The sequence below is a fragment of the Demequina sp. NBRC 110053 genome (genome assembly GCF_002090095.1).
Classification (GTDB): Bacteria; Actinomycetota; Actinomycetes; order Actinomycetales; family Demequinaceae; genus Demequina.
Window position 1 is genome coordinate 620,980 of record NZ_BBRJ01000002.1, and the last position, 16,801, is coordinate 637,780.

Sequence of the window (16,801 nt, forward strand, 5' to 3'; positions counted from 1 at the left end):
GCCGCGCCCGGCTCGGCCGCGGCTCCGGCCCCTGGCGCCCCGGCGCCTACTCCGGCCCCTGCACCAGGGTTCGCGCACGCCGCCTCTCCCGGTGGCGGCGGCTTCGTGGCCCAGCCCGCCCCCACGTACCGCTCCTGGCAGCCGGGCATCATCGCGCTCCGGCCGCTGAACTTCGGCGACTTCCTCACCGTGCCGTTCAAGGCCATGCGCTTCAACCGCACGGTCGTCCTGGGCGGACCGCTGCTCTTCACGATCATCACCTCGGTGCTGACGGTGGCGGCGGGATGGGTGCTGTTCAACGACCCGCGCGTGGGCCTGATGGACGCCGCGCCGTCGTTCGACGGCATCAACACCCAGACCGTCATCCTGCTGGTGCTGGCCGCCGTAGCGCTGTTCCTCGCCGATGTGCTGTGCAGCTCGGTGGTCGCACCCGGCGTCGCTCGTGCCGTGCTGGGCGAGCGCGTGACCCTGGGCGCTGCGCTCACGCAGATGCGCCGCCGGCTGGGTTCGCTGATCGGGCTCTACCTCGTGGCGGGCCTCGTCTATGTCGCGCTGTTCGCGATCGCGCTCGTGCCGACGTTCCTGGGCGCGCTGTTCACCGACGATGGCGCCGCGGGCGCGTTCGTGTCCTTCCTGCTGATGACGGTGCTGCTGATCGCGGCGGCCGTCGTAGTCACGCTGCTGCAGGGCGTCGCGCGCGCCATGATCGTTCTCGAGGGGATCGGCATGGGCGCCGCCGTCAAGCGCGTGATGCGGTTGATCCGCGGCCGCTTCTGGTGGTCGATCCTGATCGTCGTCGTGACGGGAGTGCTCATCAACATCGTGGCCTCGACGCTGAGCTCGGTCGGCCAGATCGCCATGCTCGTCGCGGTCGCCATCGCGCCCGAGAACGTGGTGGTGCTGGCGATCAGCTTCTTCCTGATCTTCGGGCTGTCGTTCGTGATCGCGATGGTCGCCACCTACGCGTACATGGGCGCCGTCTACTCCCTGCTGTACATCGACCTGCGGATGCGGCGCGAAGGGTTCGACCTCGACCTGGCGCGTGCCGCGGAGGCGCGCGCGGCCGCTCAGGCGGGTCGCTGAGCACGTGCGCGCCGCCATCCCCGTCGACCCCGACGCCGAGACTGCCCGCGACTGGGCCGTCGACGAGCTCGCCAGGCCCGAGTACCGCCAAGGCGGCGACTGGTCCATCGATCAGGCGATCCAGCGCGTCTGGGAGTGGCTCGTCGAGCTGTTCGAACGCATCGGCGGCGTAGGCGACAGCGTAGGCATCCCTGGCGCGCTGTTCGTCGCTCTGCTCGCGACTGCCGCGGTCGCGCTCGTGACGTGGCTCATCCTCGGTCCCCTGCGCCGCTCCCGGCGGCGCGCGGCGGGCGGCGGGGTCCTCGACGGTGACGAGCGCTCCGCCCGCGAGATTCGCGCGTCCGCCGTGGGGGCTCACGCCGCAGGCGACTGGGACCTCGCGGTCATGGAGTGGTTCCGCGCCACGGTGCGCACCGAGCTCGAGCGCGGGGCGATCATCGACTCGCCTGGTGTGACAGCGCATGAGGCCGCGGTGCGCATCGGCGCGATCGCTCCCGGCGCGCGTGCCGACGTCGCGGCGGACGCGTCGGCGTTCGACACGGCGCGCTACGGCTCGGGCGGCCTCGGGGCCGCGGATGCCGACCACGCGCGCGCCACATGCGAGGCGATCAGCGCGCGACGCGCAGAGGGCGCCCCCGCGTGACGGCCGCGACGGACCTCCACCGCGCCCCCGACGGCCCCGGGGTGCTCGCGCGCGCCCGCAGCCGTCCCCTGGTGCCGATCCTCTCCGCGCTCTTCGTGATCTTCATCGCGACGCTCGTCCTCACCTCGCGCCCCGAGGACACCACGACGCTGTCGATCGACAACAGCGCCGAGGACGGAACCCGCGCGGTCGCGCAGATCCTCCGGGCACAGGGCGTCGACGTCCGCCAGACCCCGACCATGGCGGGCGCGAGGATCGACGATCCGTCGCGCACCACCCTGGTCCTGGCGGACGCGGGCGAGCTCATGGACTACCAGATCGATGCGGTGGCCGACTACCCCGGCGACATCGCGCTGATCAGGCCAGGCCAGGACCTGCTCGCCGCCCTCGAGACTGGCCTCACCGCCGACCCGACCCTCGACGCGGAGGTCCAGAGCGCGCAGTGCGCCGACGCCGACGCCATCGCCGCCGAGTCCGTCGCCACGTTGGACACGGTCCTCTCGGGTGGCGACTCCGGAGGAGCCGAGCTGTGCTTCGTCAACGCGGATGGCGCCGGCGCCTACGCCGTGATCGACGGCGAGCGCCGCGTGAGCGTGCTCGGGTCGTGGCCGATCATCACCAACGACCATCTCGACGAGCACGGCCACGCGGCGCTGAGCCTGCGTATGCTGGGGCGTCACGAGACCCTGGTCTGGTACGTGGGCGACCCCTACGACGTCTCGACGCTGACGTGGGAGGGCTCCTCAGGTGACGGTAAGGCGCCACCCACCGAGGTCGAGGCCAATCCCGACTTCCTGCCCCCCGGCACCATCCCTGTGCTGTTCATCCTGGCGCTCACGGTCGCCGTCGCCGCCATGTGGCGAGCGCGACGGTTCGGCCGGCTCGTGCGGGAACCGCTGCCCGTGGAGGTCAGGGCATCCGAGTCCACACGCGGGCGTGCCCGCCTGTACCGGCGCGCACGCGCCAGCGGCCGAGCCGCGGCGGCGATGCGCGCACGCGCCGCGCTGCGGATGGGTCGTCGGCTGGGAGTGCCGCGCTCCGCGGATCGCGCCGCGATCGTCGGCGCCATCGCGCGTGCCGCCGAGCGCGACCCTCGCGACGTCGACCGCATCCTCTACGGCGCGGCCCCCACCACCGACGCTCAGCTCATGACGACCATCGACGAGCTCGACACCTTGGAAAGAGAGGTTCACCGACCGTGACAGAGACCCCTGACAGCACCGGGACTCCCCCTCCAGCCGACGCCCCCGGCGACCAGGCGACCCCTGCCTCCGGCCCGGCCGGCGCATCGGCCGCATCCGCTCCGCCTGCCCCGACCGAGGCCGCGCCATCGCCACCCGCCGCACAGGCCTCGAGCCAGCCGGCCGAGCAGCCGGGCGACGATGCCGCGCCGGCGCGCAGGTCGCTCGCTGCACTGCGCACCGAGGTGGGCAAGGCCGTCGTCGGCCAGGACGCCATCGTCACCGGCCTCGTCATCGCGCTCCTGTGCCGCGGCCACGTGCTGCTCGAGGGCGTGCCGGGTGTCGCCAAGACGCTGCTGGTGCGCACCCTCTCGCACACCGTGAGCCTCGACTTCAAGCGGGTCCAGTTCACCCCCGACCTCATGCCGGGCGACGTCACCGGATCGCTCGTGTACGACGCCCGCACAGCCGCCTTCTCCTTCCGAGCGGGACCGGTCTTCACCAATCTGCTGCTCGCCGACGAGATCAACCGCACGCCGCCCAAGACCCAGTCGTCGCTGCTCGAGGCCATGGAGGAGCGCCAGGTCACCGTCGACGGCGAGGCGCGCGCGCTGCCCGAGCCGTTCATGGTCATCGCGACCCAGAACCCCGTCGAGTACGAGGGCACCTATCCCCTCCCAGAGGCGCAGCTGGACCGCTTCCTGATGAAGCTGCCCGTGCCGCTGCCCGAGCGCGCGGCCGAGGTCGACGTGGTGCTGCGCCACGCCGCAGGCTTCACCGCACGCGACCTCGAGGCAGCGGGAGTGCGCGCCGCCGCGTCCGTGGCCGACCTTGACGCCGGCCGCGAAGCGGTCGCTCGCGTGAGCGTGTCGCGCGAGGTCGCCCAGTACGTCGTGGACCTGTGCCGCGCGACGCGCGAGGCTCCTTCCGTCTCGCTCGGCGTCTCACCGCGCGGCGCCACGGCTTTGCTCAGCACGTCTCGAGCATGGGCCTGGATGCGTGGCGGGACCTTCGTGACTCCCGACGACGTCAAGGCGCTCGCCGAGTGGACCTTGGGCCACCGCATCCAGATGCGTGCGGAGGCCGAGCTCGAGGGCGTCACCAGCGCCGCCGTCCTGCAGTCCGTGCTCGCGTCCGTCCCCGTTCCGCGCTGACGCGATGTACATCACCGGGTGGACCGTGCTGCTGGCGGCCCTGGGCGCCGTCCCCGCAGCGCTCGTCCACGAGCGCACGTTCGCGTGGCTGTGGGTGCTCGGGGCGCTCGCGCTCGCTGGACTCGACGCGCTGCTCGCGCCGGGCCCGCGATCGGTGGCCGTGCGCCGTGCCGCCCCCGGCAGCGTGCGGCTGACGGAGTCCACCGCCGTGACCCTCGAGGTCGTCAACCTGGGGCGGCGCCGCATTCACGGCGCGGTGCGCGACGCGTGGCAGCCGTCGGCCGGGACGCGCTCTGACCGTCACCGCCTGCGGCTTGGCCGCGGCGAGACCATGCGGCTGCGCACCCCCGCCACGCCCACCCGCCGCGGTGACCTTCATGCGGACCTCGTGACCGTGCGGCTCGAGGGTCCGATGCGGCTCGCGGGTCGCCAGCGCTCGCTCGAGGCGCCGGCGACGCTGCGCGTGCTGCCGGAGTTCGCCTCGCGCAAGCACCTGCCATCGCGTCTCGCGCGCCTGCGCGAGATCGACGGCCAGACCGCCGTGCAGCTCAAGGGCGCGGGCTCCGAGTTCGACTCGCTGCGCGAGTACGTCATCGGCGACGACGTGCGGTCCATCGACTGGCGAGCGACCGCGCGCCGCGCGGAGGTGGTGGTCAAGACCTACCGCCCCGAGCGCGACCGGCGCGTCATGATCGTGCTCGACACCTCGCGCCTGTCTGCCGCACGCGTCGGCAACGCGCCACGGATCGACGCCTCGATCGAGGCGACCCTCCTGCTGACAGCGCTCGCGACCAAGGCAGGAGACCGCGTGCAGGTCACGGCGTTCGACAGGGTGGAGCGGGCGCGCGCGATGGGCTCCACGGGCCCGACCGTGATGCCGCAGCTCGCTGACGCGCTCGCGACCGTCACGCCGGCCCTGGTGGAGCCTGACTGGCCAGCCGTCGCGCGGCTGATCCAGAGCCGGCTGTCGCAGCGAGCGCTCGTGGTGCTGCTCACCACCATCGACGCCTCGGCCGTCGACGGCGGGCTGCTGGATGCGGTCGCCGCCATCGCCGCCAAGCATGCCGTGGTTGTCGCGACGGTCGACGACCCCGAGCTCGCGGAGCTCGAGGCTGGCCGCGAGGACGCCCACGAGCACTACGCGGCCGCCGCTGCCGCACGGACCGCGCTCGAGCAGGACTCCGTCGGCGCGCGCGTGCGCGAGCTGGGGGCCGACGTCGTGACGGCGCTGCCGGACGACCTGGCTCCCGTGGTCGCCGATCGCTACCTCGCGCTCAAGGCGTCCGGCCGGCTCTGATCCTCGCGCGCCAGCTCCCGTGCCGGCTCGCACGGGTCGACGCGCGGGCATTCGTCACTGACGACCCTCGGGAAGCCACGCGCGCAGGTACCCGAGGGGCGATCGCCGCCCTCGACCTCCGCTTGCTCACTACCCCGCATGCGCGGGGAAGGTCGGGTGCGCATCGGCCACCCGCATGCACGACGCTCGCATGCGTCGGGAACGCTCGCGCCCCGAGCCTCGTCAGCCGCGGACGGCCGCCGCGTCGGTCGCGAAGTCGCCGTCGAGGTCGCCGCTGACCTGCGCGTTCACGGCGTGGCGGCCCACGATGAAGATGTACATCCAGAACGCGGCGAACGCGAGCGCGCCGATCACGATCTTCACCGGCCACAGCAGGTCCGAGCCGGTGACGAACCCTTCGATCAGGCCCGACAGGAACAGCGCGCCGACGAGCCCGATCCCCACCGAGATCGTCACGCGACCCTCCTCGGCGAGCGCCTCGAGACGCGTGCGCGGGCCGGGCGACAGCATGGTCCAGAACAGCCGCAGGCCCGCGCCGGCAGCCACGAACACCGCGCTGAGCTCGAGCAGCCCATGCGGGATGATCAGCTGGAAGAAGATGTCGAGCAGCCCGGCCTCGGCCATCACGGCGCCGGCCACCCCCAGCTGGATCACGGTGTTGTACAGGAGGATCACGGGGAAGATGCCCGTCACCCCCAAGGCGATGCATTGCAGCGCCAGCAGGCCGTTGTTGGTCCACACGGAGGCGGAGAAGGACGCTGAGTCGTACTCGTAGTAGTAGCTCTCGAACTCGAGCTGCGCGATCGCGTCGCGCGTCTCGGCGCTGCCGATGAGCGCGAGCGCCTCGGGGTGCGTGACCGTCCACCAGCCCGACAGCGTCGCGAGGGCCAGGACGGCGATCGTCACCCCCACCCCCCACCACCGGACCCGATGGAGTGCGGCGGCCAGGCCCAGCGTGAGGTAGTGGCGCGCTCCCCTGGTCGACATCTCGTGAGCCCCGGTGAGCCAGACCCTCGCGTTCGCGAGGGTGATGGACAGGCGCGTCACGAGCCCCGGTTCCGGTGCCGCCGAGCGCAGCGCGGACAGGTCGCCCGACGTCGCCTGGTACAAGCGGGTGAGCTCATCGGCCTCCTGGCCGGTGAGCGAGCGGCGGCGCGACAGCTCCTCGAGACGGTCCCAGCGCTCGCGGCGCGCTGACGAGAAGGCGTCGAGGTCCACGCCGCTACGATGCCATAGAACCGCCTGCGAAGGGACCGCCATGGACACGCTCGAGGACGAGATCCTCACCGGCGAGGGCGTCGCACTGAGCACCGGCGCCGCCGCCGTCACGCACCGGATGCTCTCCGGGGTCCTCGACCTGCTCGTCTACGGCATCCCCGCCATGGCCGCCCTGTACTTCATGACGGGGGCGACGGTGCTGGCCAACGGCGCGCTCCAACGAGCCGTGACCATCGCGGCGATGGTGGTCATGCTCGTGCTGGTCCCCGCGCTCGTGGAGACGCTGTCGCGCGGCCGGTCGGTCGGACGCCTCGCCTGCGGCCTGCGCGTGGTGCGCGACGACGGCGGCCCCGTGTCCTTCCGGCACGCCTTCATCCGCGCCCTGACCGGCCTCGCGGAGATCTTCGCGACGTTCGGCGTCATGGCGATGACCGTGTCGCTCCTGAACGCGCGTTCCAAGCGGTTGGGCGACATCCTCGCCGGGACCTACTCGATGCGGGTGCGAGGGGCCAAGCGCGCCCTGCCTCCGCTGCAGATGCCGCCGCACCTGGAGTCCTGGGCCCGCACCACGGACATCACGCGCCTGCCAGACGGCCTCGCGCTCACGAGCCGCATGTTCCTCGCGCGCGCGGCGACCTTGAACCCTGACTCGCGCGCGCGCCTGGGCCGCGACCTGTCCGCGCGTCTCGCGGGCTACGTGTCGCCCCTGCCGGAGCCCGAGGCGCACCCCGAGTACCTCATCGCGGCCGTGCTCGCGGAGCGCGGGCGACGCGAGTCGTCGATCGAGGCGCGCCGCCAGGTGCGCGCGCGCGACGAGGCCGCGCGGGTGACCCGCCTGCCTTTCGGCATCCCCGACGCCGCCGACTGACCGCACGGCCCCAACCCGCGCATCGGCCCTGTGCAAGCCCTGGTGGTCGATTCTGGTGCATCAACTTCCCTAGGTGCGCGAGTTGGGCCCAACTCGCGCACGTAGGAGGGCGGGGTGAGCGAGAATCGACCACCCTGACCGGTCAGTAGCGGTAATGGTCCGGCTTGAACGGGCCGTGCTGAGGGATCCCCAGGTAGTCGGCCTGCTCCGCCGTCATCTCGGTGAGGCGCACGCCCAGCGCGTCGAGGTGCGTGCGCGCCACCTTCTCGTCGAGCACCTTGGGCAGCCGGTGCACACCCAGCGGGTAGGCCGACAGGTTGGTCCACAGCTCGATCTGCGCGAGCACCTGGTTCGCGAACGACGTCGACATCACGAACGACGGGTGCCCCGTCGCGTTGCCGAGGTTCAGCAGCCTCCCCTCGGAGAGGATGATCACCGAATGCCCGTCCGCGAAGGTCCACTCGTCGACCTGCGGCTTGATGGGCTGGTGCTTGGCTCCCGATCGCGCGAGGCCGGCCATGTCGATCTCGTTGTCGAAGTGCCCGACGTTTCCCACGATGGCCTTGTCCTTCATCGCTGCCATGTGCTCGACGCGGACGATGTCCTTGTTGCCCGTGGTCGTGATGAAGAAGTCGGCGCGATCGACGACGTCCTCGATGCGTGCCACCTCGTAGCCGTCCATCACGGCCTGGAGCGCGCAGATGGGGTCCACCTCGGACACCACCACGCGCGCGCCCTGGCCCCGCAGCGCCTCCGCCGCGCCCTTGCCCACGTCGCCGTAGCCGGCCACGAAGGCGACCTTGCCTCCCATCAGCACGTCGGTGGCGCGGTTGATGCCGTCCGGCAGCGAATGGCGGATGCCGTAGCGGTTGTCGAACTTCGACTTCGTCACCGAGTCGTTGACGTTGATCGCGGGGAACAGCAGCTCGCCTCGAGCGTGCATCTGGTCCAGGCGGTGCACGCCCGTGGTGGTCTCCTCGCTCACGCCCACGATGCCGGCGGCCATGCGCGTGAAGCGCGTGGGATCGGTGAGCAGGGAGCGGCGGATCACGGCTCGCATGCCCTCGACCTCGGCGTTGTAGGCGGGGTCCTCCTCCTCGAGCGGCGCGGGCACGGAGTTCGCGGCCTCGCATCGCGCGCCCTCGTGCACCAGCAGCGTCGCGTCGCCGCCGTCGTCGAGGATGATCGTGGGCCCGTCGTGGCCCGCCCACGTGAGGATCTGGTCCGTGTACTCCCAGTACTCCCGGATGGACTCGCCCTTGACCGCGAACACCGGAACGCCGTCGGGCGCGGAGTACGTCCCCCGGCCGACGACCACGGCGGCCGCCGCGTCGTCCTGCGTCGAGAAGATGTTGCACGAGGCCCAGCGGACGTCGGCGCCCAGCGCGGTGAGGGTCTCGATGAGCACGGCCGTCTGCGTCGTCATGTGCAGGGAGCCGGCGATGCGCGCGCCGGCGAGCGGCTGCGACGGGCCGAACTCCTCGCGCAGCGCCATGAGTCCCGGCATCTCCTGCTCGGCCAGGCGGATCTGGTGGCGGCCGGCCTCCGCGAGAGACAGGTCGGCGACAACGTGGTCAACGGTCATGGGTTCTCCTTGGGGGGCTTGGATGGCGCCGATGCGCTGGCAGGGCTGTCGCCCTGAGCGGCAGTGCGGCGCAGGTCGGGTTCGATGAAGATGAGGCGCGCGGCGGGGACCGCCTCGCGCAGGAGTCGCTCAGCCTGGTCGATGTGGTCGGCCAGCTGGTCGACGGTGGCCCCGTGCTCGACGCCCACCTTAGCCGCGATCATCACGTCGTCCGGCCCCAGGTGCATGGTGCGCAGGTGGATCACGTCGGTGAGCGGGGACGCCGCGAAGGCGCCGCGGATCCTCGCGAGGTCCTCGTCGGTGACGGACTCCCCCATGAGCAGCGACGTGGTCTCGCGGGCGAGGATCACGGCGACAACGATCAGCAGCACGCCGATCAGCGCAGTGCCGATCGCGTCCCAGATCCCGTCGCCGGTGATGATCGTCATCGAGATGCCGAACAGGGCGCAGGTCAGGCCGATGAGCGCCGCGGTGTCCTCGAGCAGGATGACCGGGACCTCGGGCGACCGGGAACGGCGGATGTAGCGCAGCCACCCGAGATCGCCGCGCACCGCATTGCCCTCCTTGATCGCCGTGCGCAGCGACGCCCCTTCGAGAGCCATGGCGACCAGCAGCACGACGATGGGCACCCACACCCAGCTCTCGAGCGGCTCGGGATCCTGCCACTTCTCCCACGCCTCGAACAGGGAGAACAGGCCGCCGGCAGTGAACAGCATGACGGCGACGAGGAAGGCGTAGTAGTAGCGGTTGCGGGCGTAGCCGAACGGGTGGGTGTCGTCGGCGGCGCGCACCGCCTTGCGCCTGCCGACGAGCAGCAGCAGCTGGTTGCCGGAGTCGACGACCGAGTGGATCGCCTCGGCGAGCATCGATGAGGCGCCGGTGAGAGCGAAGGCGATGAACTTCGTGACGCCGATGCCGAGGTTGGCGCTCAACGCGGCGACGATGGCCTTGGTGCCGCCCTCCGCCGCCATGTCAGCTCTGCCGGATCACGGCGAGCACCGCGTCGCGCAGGCGCTCCATCTCGTCGCGCGCGGCGGCCTCGGCGTTGAGCCGCAGCAGCGGCTCGGTGTTGGAGGGGCGGACGTTGAACCACCAGCGCGGCTCGGCCGCCCAGTGGTCGAACGTGAGGCCGTCGAAGTCGTCCACCTCCACGCCGTCGGCCTCGAAGGCCGCGCGCACGCGTGCGAGGGCGTCAGGCACCGAGTCGACCGTCGAGTTGATCTCTCCTGAGGCTGCATACGGCGAGTGCGACTCGAGCAGCGCGGACAGCGGCCGGTCCTGCGAGCCCAGCGCTGCGAGCACGTGCAGCGCCGCCAGCATGCCGGAGTCCGCGTAGAAGAAGTCGCGAAAGTAGAAGTGCGCGGAGTGCTCTCCGCCGAAGACGGCGTTCAGGCGCGCCATCTCCGCCTTGATGTAGCTGTGGCCCACGCGCGAGCGCACGGGTGTGGCGCCGGCGGCGGTCAGCTGCTCGGGCACCGCGCGCGACGAGATCAGGTTGTGGATCACCGTCGGGTGCCCGCCCTCCGCCAGCTCCCGCGCGGTCTCGCGCAGGCCGACGAGCGCCGTGATGGCCGATGCCGGGACCACCTCGCCGCGCTCGTCGACGGCGAAGCAGCGGTCGGCATCGCCGTCGAAGGCGAGGCCGATGTCCGCGCCATGCTCGCGAACCGCGGCCTGGAGGTCGACGAGGTTGGCAGGATCGAGCGGGTTGGCCTCGTGGTTCGGGAACGTGCCGTCGAGCTCGAAGTACAGGGGGATGATCCTCAGCGGCAGCTCGTCGAGCCCTGCGGCCGTTCCGAGCACCGCAGGGACGGTGTGGCCGGCCATCGCGTTCGCCGCGTCGACCACGACCGTCAGCGGGCGAATCCCCGACAGGTCGACGAGCCCGCGCAGGAAGGCGCCGTACTCCGCGAGCATGTCGCGCTCCGTGGCGACGCCCCGCGTCCCCACCAGCGGGATGCCGTCCGCCAGGTACTCCGCAGCGAGCTCGCGCACCGCGCCGAGCCCGGTGTTCTCTCCCACCGCTCGCGCCAAGGGCCGGCAGAGCTTCATGCCGTTGTAGCCGGCAGGGTTGTGGGAGGCGGTGACCATCACGCCTGGGCGCTCGAGCACACCGGAGGCGTGGTAGAGGCCGTCCGTCGAGCACATCCCGATGTCGATGACGTCGATCCCCCGGTCACGCAGACCCGCGCCCACGGCGGCCACGAGCGCTGGACCCGAGTCGCGCATGTCGCGGCCGATCACCACCTCGGTCTCGCCGTCGGGAGTCACCACCGCGTCCGCGAAGGCAGCGCCGATGGCTCTCGCCACCTCCGGCGTGAGGGTGTCGCCCACGATGCCGCGGACGTCGTAGGACTTGATCAGGGAGGTGAGATCGGGGCGCTCGGTCACGGAGCCAGGGTATCGGGCCGCGGCGCGCAGCCGCTCGCGCCTCAGGCGTCGCCGGAGACGACCCGCAGGTGCCCGCGACGCGGCTCCGAGGCGAGCGGTGCCGGCACGGCGGGGGCGGCGGCGCGGGCACGGCCCGCCTCGCGCACGGCCCGCGCCAGGGCGTCGATGTCATCGGGGCTCGGTCCAGCGTCGACGAACTCCTGGTGGATGTGCACGACGTCCCAGCCCCGCGGAGCCGAGAACCGCTCGGCGTGGAACGAGCACAGGTCGTAGCTGTGGGGCTCGGCCTGGGCCGCCAGCTGCCCGACCACCACGGTCGAGTCCGCATAGACGTAGGTCAGCGTCGCGGCCGCCGGGCGGTCGCAGGAGGTACGGGAGCACTGACGCGTCGACTTCACGCCTCCGGACACTACGCGCGCCGGGGCGCGCGGCCACGCTGCCACGCCGATGCGGGGGTACCGTGAGGACCATGACGCGGAGGGACAGGCACGGCCGTGGTCTGCGCTCGCCCCTGCTTCCCTACGACGCTCCTGGCTATCGCACGCGCTCCGAGGTCTTCGACGACGAGCTGCGCGATGCCGCCGAGCGCCTCGAGTCGCGCTGGGGACGGGCGTGGGGTCGGATCGACTTCGCGGCCGAGGACGTCCCGCCCTCGGATCCGACGCCGTGGGAGCACGGAGTGCCGCTCGGCCGGGTGTTCCCTTCCGAGCTGGGCCAGCCCACGCGCGTGGTCGTGTACAGGCGGCCCATGGAGCTGCGAGCGGAGCCAGGCGTCATGCGCATGCTGCTTCGCGACGTGCTCGCCGAGCAGGTCGGCGCGGTCCTCGGCCGCGCACCCGAGGACGTCGACCCCGAGTACGGTTCCGGCGGCTGAGGCGCGGCGGTGAGCGTCGCGGCACCGCGCCGCGTCGGACGGCCCCGCCTAGGGCGCGACCACCGCCTCGAGCACCGTGGGCTCGAGCTCCGTCGACACGGGCTCGATGGTGGTGGCGAATCCCGATGCGGCATCGGTGACGAGCAGCGCCCACGCGAACGGCTGGCTGCTCGAGATCACGGTGCCGGGCGCGAGATCGAGCGCCAGGCTCGCCATGCCGCTCGCGGGCACGTCGACGGCGACGGGCTCTCCTGCCGCGTCCGCCGTGAAGGTTCCGCCGCCTGCCGAGGCGACCACCAGCTGGACGGCACCGCTCGGGACCACGGCGGCGCGCTCGCGCTCGTCGGTCGTCGCCTGACCTCCGGTCCAGGCGTGGTCGTACGCCGTGGCTCCCGCTACAGGCGCCTCGCGGGCGATCCGCACCACAGCGCCGCCGACCACCGGTGAGGACGCCTCGACTCGGACGGCCTGCAGGCCTCCGGCGGGCACCTGCACGTCCGTGACCTCGCCTGGCTCGAGAGTGAGAGCGTCGTCGCCGAGCCATGGCAGCGGGCCGTCAGCGCCCAGCAGGGTGAGCGTGGCATCCGCGCCGTCAGGCGCGACAAGAGAGAGCGTCGCGACGGCGTCGTCGGTCGCGGGGCCGGTCACGGGCACGATGAGGTCCGTCGCCGGCGACGACGGGGAGACCCAGTCGGTGCCTGCCGCGGTGAAGCCGTCGAGGCGCGAGTCCTGGAGCGCGGCCACGACGCCCGTCCCGGGTGCCCTCACGCGCACCGCGAACGACTCGACCGCGAGGGCGACGGACTCGAGCAGGACATCCTCCTGCGCGTACGGAGCGAGCAGCACGGACAGCGGGTCCGCGCTGGCGCCGAGCGGACCATGGAGGTCGATGGTCGCTCGGACCGCGCCGGCTGTCGGATTCGCGAGCACCAGTCGAGCGCTGGAGCCGCTCGTGGTGGAGCCTCCCACCAGCCACTGCTCCTGTTCGGGAGCGGTGCATGCGGCGCCCGCGAGACCGGCGATGTCGCCCGAGCCGATGCGCTCGAGGGACACGGCCTGCTCCGCGTCGACGGCGGTGCCGGCGCCGATCGACTCGCCATCGGGGATCACGTCAAGGACCACATCGGTCGACCCGGAGTCGAGCTCCTCGTCGCCCGAGATGATCGAGCCCGCAGGGACGGTGAGAGGCCCAGGGCACACGACGGGCTGGCGCACGGGATCGACGCTCACCTCGACGGCGGTGCCGGGAGCGCCGCCGACGGGCGGTGAGCCGAGCGTCGCCACGCCCAGGACGGCGGCGAGTCCGATCACGGTCAGCACGAGCCTCATGGCGTGCGCTCCTCACGACTCAGGCGGCGGGAAGGGACGGGGATGGACGCGATGAGTGCCCACACGAGTGCGGTGAGGCCCACCCAGAACCACACCCGATACGCGCGATCGTCGTAGGCCACGACCACCTCGCCCGCTCCCGTGACGTCGAAGGTCTGACGCCCCTGCCCGTCGGCGCCGCCGTCCAGGATCGCGCCGCCCGCAGTCGCGGTCCAGGCGCGGTCAGCGACGTGGGCGAGCACGAGGGTGCCGGCGCCCGGCGCTCGCCAGGTCCCCTGGGTGGCTCCCATCGGCACCGGGAGCGTGGCGCCGTCGGCGGTGACGAACGTCGCGAGCGCCACCCGGCCGTCGCCATCGGGAGCTCCCACCCTCCAGGATGTGCCGCGATCCGATGCACCCATGAGCTGCAGGTCGGGGTTCTGACCGAGCGCGCCCGCCAGCCTGTCCGCGCCGGGCGCCACCACGATCACGCCGATGCCCCACCGGGCGAAGGCGTCGAGGTCTCCGTCGCCGCCCGCCGCGAGCGACGCGATCTCCTCGCCGAGCACGCCCGGACCGGTGACGGCTGCCGCGGCGGGTCCGCGCGTCGCCGGCGCGCCGTTCGCGAGCAGCGTGCCGGCCGTCGACAGCACCTCGACGCCGTCGCCCGGGACGACGACGTACGACACGGCACCCTCGTCCTCGTCGACGAGGAGGACTCGCTGGGACGGCCGAGCCTCCTGCTCGAGCGAGGCGACGAGGGGCAGCACGTCTCGGTCGGCCGGCTCGACGTCGCCGAGGGGCGCGCGGCCCGGCCAAGCTGACGCGGCGGCCGAGCCCAGCACGGCGACCCCGACGATGGCGATCGCGACCGCGGAGGCCGTGCGGCTCGCGGCCAGGCGCAACCGCGAACGCTGCGGCGCGGTGGCCGGCACGGTCTCGGCTGGCGGCGGGGCGGCGATGCGGGGTGCCGACGCCGTGCAGATCAGCGTCAGCGCAGCGACCACGACGACGGACATCGCCGGTCCGTACCATCCGGAGCCCGCCGGCGCATCGGCGCCGAGATCCGGCGACAGCGTGATGCCTTGGACGCCCACGGCAAGGGCGAGGCTGACGGCGGCGAGCGCCAGCGCGCCGAACGACAGTGACCTGCGACGGCCGACGACAGCCGCGATGGCCGCAGCGACCATGACGAGGATCGGGAGGGACCGCATCGACGCCTCGAACAGCAGAGGGACATCCCCCGTCTCGCCGATGCCGCCCAGCAGCATCTCCGCGGCGGACAGGCCGTCGGCAGTGGCCGACGGCCCCGGCTCCCGCGCCCCGATCGCGACAGCGGTGGATGCCCAGTCGGGTGACGCGACGAGCGCGGCGATGGAGGGCAGCGACACGGCGAGCGGAGCGATGGCCGCACCCCAGACCCGCCAGCGCGCCGAGCCCGCGGCCGCGCCCGCCACGGCGACCGCCACGATGACGAGCGGCAGCAGCATGGGCGCGGCGATCACGGCGACGCCGAGCGCCGCGCCGGCACCCATCGCCGCGCTCCGCGACGGACGGCGCACCACGGGGTGCTCGGCTCCGTCGGCCAGCGGCTCGCCGCGATGCCATCCGCCGGCGCGGGCCAGCCCAAGGACGGCCAGCGGCCCGACGACGTGGACCACCACCGCTGCCACCCGCCCTTGAGCGGCTGACTCCAGGGCCATCGGCCATAGGCCGTAGGCGGCGGCCGCGAGCGCCCTTGTCGGCAGCGCCCTGGTGAACGCGCCAGAGGCCGCCCAGGCGCTGAGGCCCGCGAGCAGCGGCGACAGCAGCAGCAGAACGCCCAGCCACGTCGCGAGGCCACCAGGGATCGCTGCGAGCGGCACGAGGAGCAGGCTCAGCCCTGGATCCATGGCCGGCGCGCCGAATGCCTGCGTGGACCAGCCCGTGAGCGCCCGGTTCCACAGGTCGCCCAGCGCGACATCGGTGACTCCCAGGGTCGCGCCAGTGAGCATCTGGCCGCCGGCGAGCCCCGAGAGCCAGGTCGGGTGGAGCACGATGCTGAAGGCGGCCAGTCCGATGCTCAGCGCCACGAGGGTGAGACGCCGGCGAGCGGCTGCGGTCGCGAGCTCCGCCCTCACCACATCGGAGGGCAGAGGGCTCTGGCGTGCTCGACCCCGCGCGCCCCACTCGAGCGCTCTGATGTGGCGGGCGACCGCGCGCGAATCCGCCAGCAGCCGCCGCTCCGCGTCAGTCGCCCGCCCTGCGCGCCGCACCCTCGAGCGCGCCCGCGGGACGTGGACGAGGAGACCGAGCACGCGCCAGGGCACCAGCAGGTCCGCCGCGAGCAGCCGCGGCTCGTTCTGAGCGACGCGCAAGACCGCCCGCGCAAGCGATCCGGCGAGCGCCCACAGCGCGATGAGAGGCACCGACCACCACGGGCCGTACACGAGGGCGTGGTACCACTCTGACGCGCGGCGCTCGCCGTACGTCGCCCTCCGGCCTCCCCCCGAGGCGCCGCGGCGCGCATAGAGGCGCTCCTGACTGTGGCGCACCCGTGCCGCCGGCACAGCCACCACGTCGTAGCCCGCACGCCATGCCCGGCGGGAGAAGTCGAGGCTTGCGGGCCAGCCGTCGGCGGCAGGGTCGAGCCCGTCGAGCGCCTCCCACAGCTCTCGGCGCACGAGGGCGCCGCCGAGGGACACGGCCAGCACGTCGTCGCGCTCGGCGTACTGCCCCTGGTCGACGTCGTCCTCCTCGACCAGGGGGATCCGGCGCGCGCCGACCCGCGTGGTCGTGGTGCCGAGCGACACGAGCCGGTCGGTCGCATCCCAGCGCACGTGTGCCGCGCCCACGACCCCGGCGAGACGACGCTTGCGAGCAGTGGCGGTGAGCGCCGCGAGCGCTCCCGGCAGCGGGGCCATGTCGTCGTGGAGGATCCAGACGAGCTCCGAGGGCTCGCCCGGTCGGGCATTGAGCACCGCGTCGACGGCCGCGCCCAGATCGCCCGCCTCGACGTCGAACACGTCGATGCGTGGGCTCCACCCGCCCGGGGGCGCCTCCACGGGAGCCGTCAGGGCCAGGTGGACCTCGTCTGGAGCCGGATCCTGGCTGAGGACGGATTCCAGGGCCGCGTAGAGGTGAGGGGACCGGCCGTCGCTGACGACCACCGCACGCACCACGATGCGAGCGGGACTCATGCGCTCCCCACGCAGGCCAG

General features: G+C 72.8%; 14 protein-coding genes. 7 read left to right on the forward strand and 7 right to left on the reverse strand.

From position 1 onward, the window contains the following. The first annotated feature begins 105 nt into the window (after positions 1-105). The 5 genes from B7K22_RS02970 to B7K22_RS02990 are packed head-to-tail and all read left to right on the forward strand — an operon-like array spanning position 106 to position 5,358. Positions 106-1,083, forward strand: coding sequence for a hypothetical protein (locus B7K22_RS02970; protein ID WP_084038277.1), 978 nt, complete (start codon positions 106-108; stop codon positions 1,081-1,083). Between the two features lie 4 nt (positions 1,084-1,087). After that, complete coding sequence (locus B7K22_RS02975; RefSeq protein ID WP_144276207.1) at positions 1,088-1,726, forward strand: DUF4129 domain-containing protein; 639 nt, start codon at positions 1,088-1,090, stop codon at positions 1,724-1,726. Next, the gene (locus B7K22_RS02980; RefSeq protein ID WP_159448732.1) at positions 1,723-2,928 is read left to right on the forward strand and encodes a DUF4350 domain-containing protein; all 1,206 of its coding nucleotides are present in this window, start codon (positions 1,723-1,725) and stop codon (positions 2,926-2,928) included. The genes B7K22_RS02975 and B7K22_RS02980 overlap by 4 nt, the downstream gene beginning before the upstream one ends. After that, positions 2,925-4,061 carry a MoxR family ATPase gene (locus B7K22_RS02985; protein ID WP_084038280.1) on the forward strand — a complete coding sequence of 379 codons (1,137 nt, stop codon included), beginning with the start codon at positions 2,925-2,927 and terminating at the stop codon, positions 4,059-4,061. Before B7K22_RS02980 ends, B7K22_RS02985 begins: the two co-directional genes overlap by 4 nt. Before the next feature lie 4 nt (positions 4,062-4,065). Beyond that, complete coding sequence (locus tag B7K22_RS02990; protein ID WP_084038281.1) at positions 4,066-5,358, forward strand: DUF58 domain-containing protein; 1,293 nt, start codon at positions 4,066-4,068, stop codon at positions 5,356-5,358. A gap of 222 nt (positions 5,359-5,580) precedes the next feature. On the opposite strand, the gene B7K22_RS02995 is transcribed toward B7K22_RS02990, so the two are convergent. Next, entirely contained in the window at positions 5,581-6,576 is a 996-nt protein-coding gene (locus B7K22_RS02995) for a stage II sporulation protein M (protein WP_084038282.1), read from the reverse strand. 40 nt (positions 6,577-6,616) lie between these two features. On the opposite strand from B7K22_RS02995, the gene B7K22_RS03000 reads away from it, so the two are divergent. Continuing rightward, complete coding sequence (locus tag B7K22_RS03000) at positions 6,617-7,444, forward strand: RDD family protein (RefSeq protein ID WP_084038283.1); 828 nt, start codon at positions 6,617-6,619, stop codon at positions 7,442-7,444. A gap of 142 nt (positions 7,445-7,586) precedes the next feature. Here B7K22_RS03000 and ahcY read toward each other — a convergent pair whose 3' ends face one another. The 4 genes from ahcY to B7K22_RS03020 are packed head-to-tail and all read right to left on the reverse strand — an operon-like array spanning position 7,587 to position 11,818. Further along, positions 7,587-9,029: an adenosylhomocysteinase gene (gene ahcY / locus B7K22_RS03005; RefSeq protein WP_084038284.1), complete on the reverse strand. Its 1,443-nt coding sequence runs from the start codon at positions 9,027-9,029 to the stop codon at positions 7,587-7,589. Beyond that, on the reverse strand, positions 9,026-10,000 hold the full coding sequence (locus tag B7K22_RS03010; RefSeq protein WP_084038285.1) for a cation diffusion facilitator family transporter: 975 nt from the start codon (positions 9,998-10,000) through the stop codon (positions 9,026-9,028). Before B7K22_RS03010 ends, ahcY begins: the two co-directional genes overlap by 4 nt. A gap of 1 nt (position 10,001) precedes the next feature. After that, positions 10,002-11,420, reverse strand: a complete 1,419-nt coding sequence (locus tag B7K22_RS03015) for a phosphomannomutase/phosphoglucomutase (RefSeq protein WP_084038286.1) — start codon at positions 11,418-11,420, stop codon at positions 10,002-10,004. 41 nt (positions 11,421-11,461) lie between these two features. Then, positions 11,462-11,818: a DUF3499 domain-containing protein gene (locus B7K22_RS03020; RefSeq protein ID WP_084039702.1), complete on the reverse strand. Its 357-nt coding sequence runs from the start codon at positions 11,816-11,818 to the stop codon at positions 11,462-11,464. Positions 11,819-11,889: 71 nt separating this feature from the next. Here B7K22_RS03020 and B7K22_RS03025 point away from each other — a divergent pair, with 71 nt between their 5' ends. After that, a complete protein-coding gene (locus B7K22_RS03025; RefSeq protein ID WP_084038287.1) occupies positions 11,890-12,294 on the forward strand; it encodes a metallopeptidase family protein in 405 nt (134 codons plus the stop codon). A 48-nt stretch (positions 12,295-12,342) separates the two neighbouring features. On the opposite strand, the gene B7K22_RS03030 is transcribed toward B7K22_RS03025, so the two are convergent. Together B7K22_RS03030 and B7K22_RS03035 are read right to left on the reverse strand one after the other, a co-directional pair. Then, positions 12,343-13,623 carry a DUF5719 family protein gene (locus B7K22_RS03030; protein ID WP_084038288.1) on the reverse strand — a complete coding sequence of 427 codons (1,281 nt, stop codon included), beginning with the start codon at positions 13,621-13,623 and terminating at the stop codon, positions 12,343-12,345. Further along, entirely contained in the window at positions 13,620-16,781 is a 3,162-nt protein-coding gene (locus B7K22_RS03035; RefSeq protein ID WP_084038289.1) for a glycosyltransferase, read from the reverse strand. The genes B7K22_RS03030 and B7K22_RS03035 overlap by 4 nt, the downstream gene beginning before the upstream one ends. Between the last annotated feature and the right edge of the window lie 20 nt (positions 16,782-16,801).

Excerpts from the sequence above, each read along its gene's own strand:
- B7K22_RS02990 (WP_084038281.1), top strand. The coding sequence starts at position 4,066 with ATGTACATCACCGGGTGGACCGTGCTGCTGGCGGCCCTGGGCGCCGTC.
- B7K22_RS03000 (WP_084038283.1), top strand. The coding sequence starts at position 6,617 with ATGGACACGCTCGAGGACGAGATCCTCACCGGCGAGGGCGTCGCACTG.
- ahcY (WP_084038284.1), bottom strand. The coding sequence starts at position 9,029 with ATGACCGTTGACCACGTTGTCGCCGACCTGTCTCTCGCGGAGGCCGGC.
- B7K22_RS03010 (WP_084038285.1), bottom strand. The coding sequence starts at position 10,000 with ATGGCGGCGGAGGGCGGCACCAAGGCCATCGTCGCCGCGTTGAGCGCC.
- B7K22_RS03025 (WP_084038287.1), top strand. The coding sequence starts at position 11,890 with ATGACGCGGAGGGACAGGCACGGCCGTGGTCTGCGCTCGCCCCTGCTT.
- B7K22_RS03030 (WP_084038288.1), bottom strand. The coding sequence starts at position 13,623 with ATGAGGCTCGTGCTGACCGTGATCGGACTCGCCGCCGTCCTGGGCGTG.
- B7K22_RS03035 (WP_084038289.1), bottom strand. The coding sequence starts at position 16,781 with ATGAGTCCCGCTCGCATCGTGGTGCGTGCGGTGGTCGTCAGCGACGGC.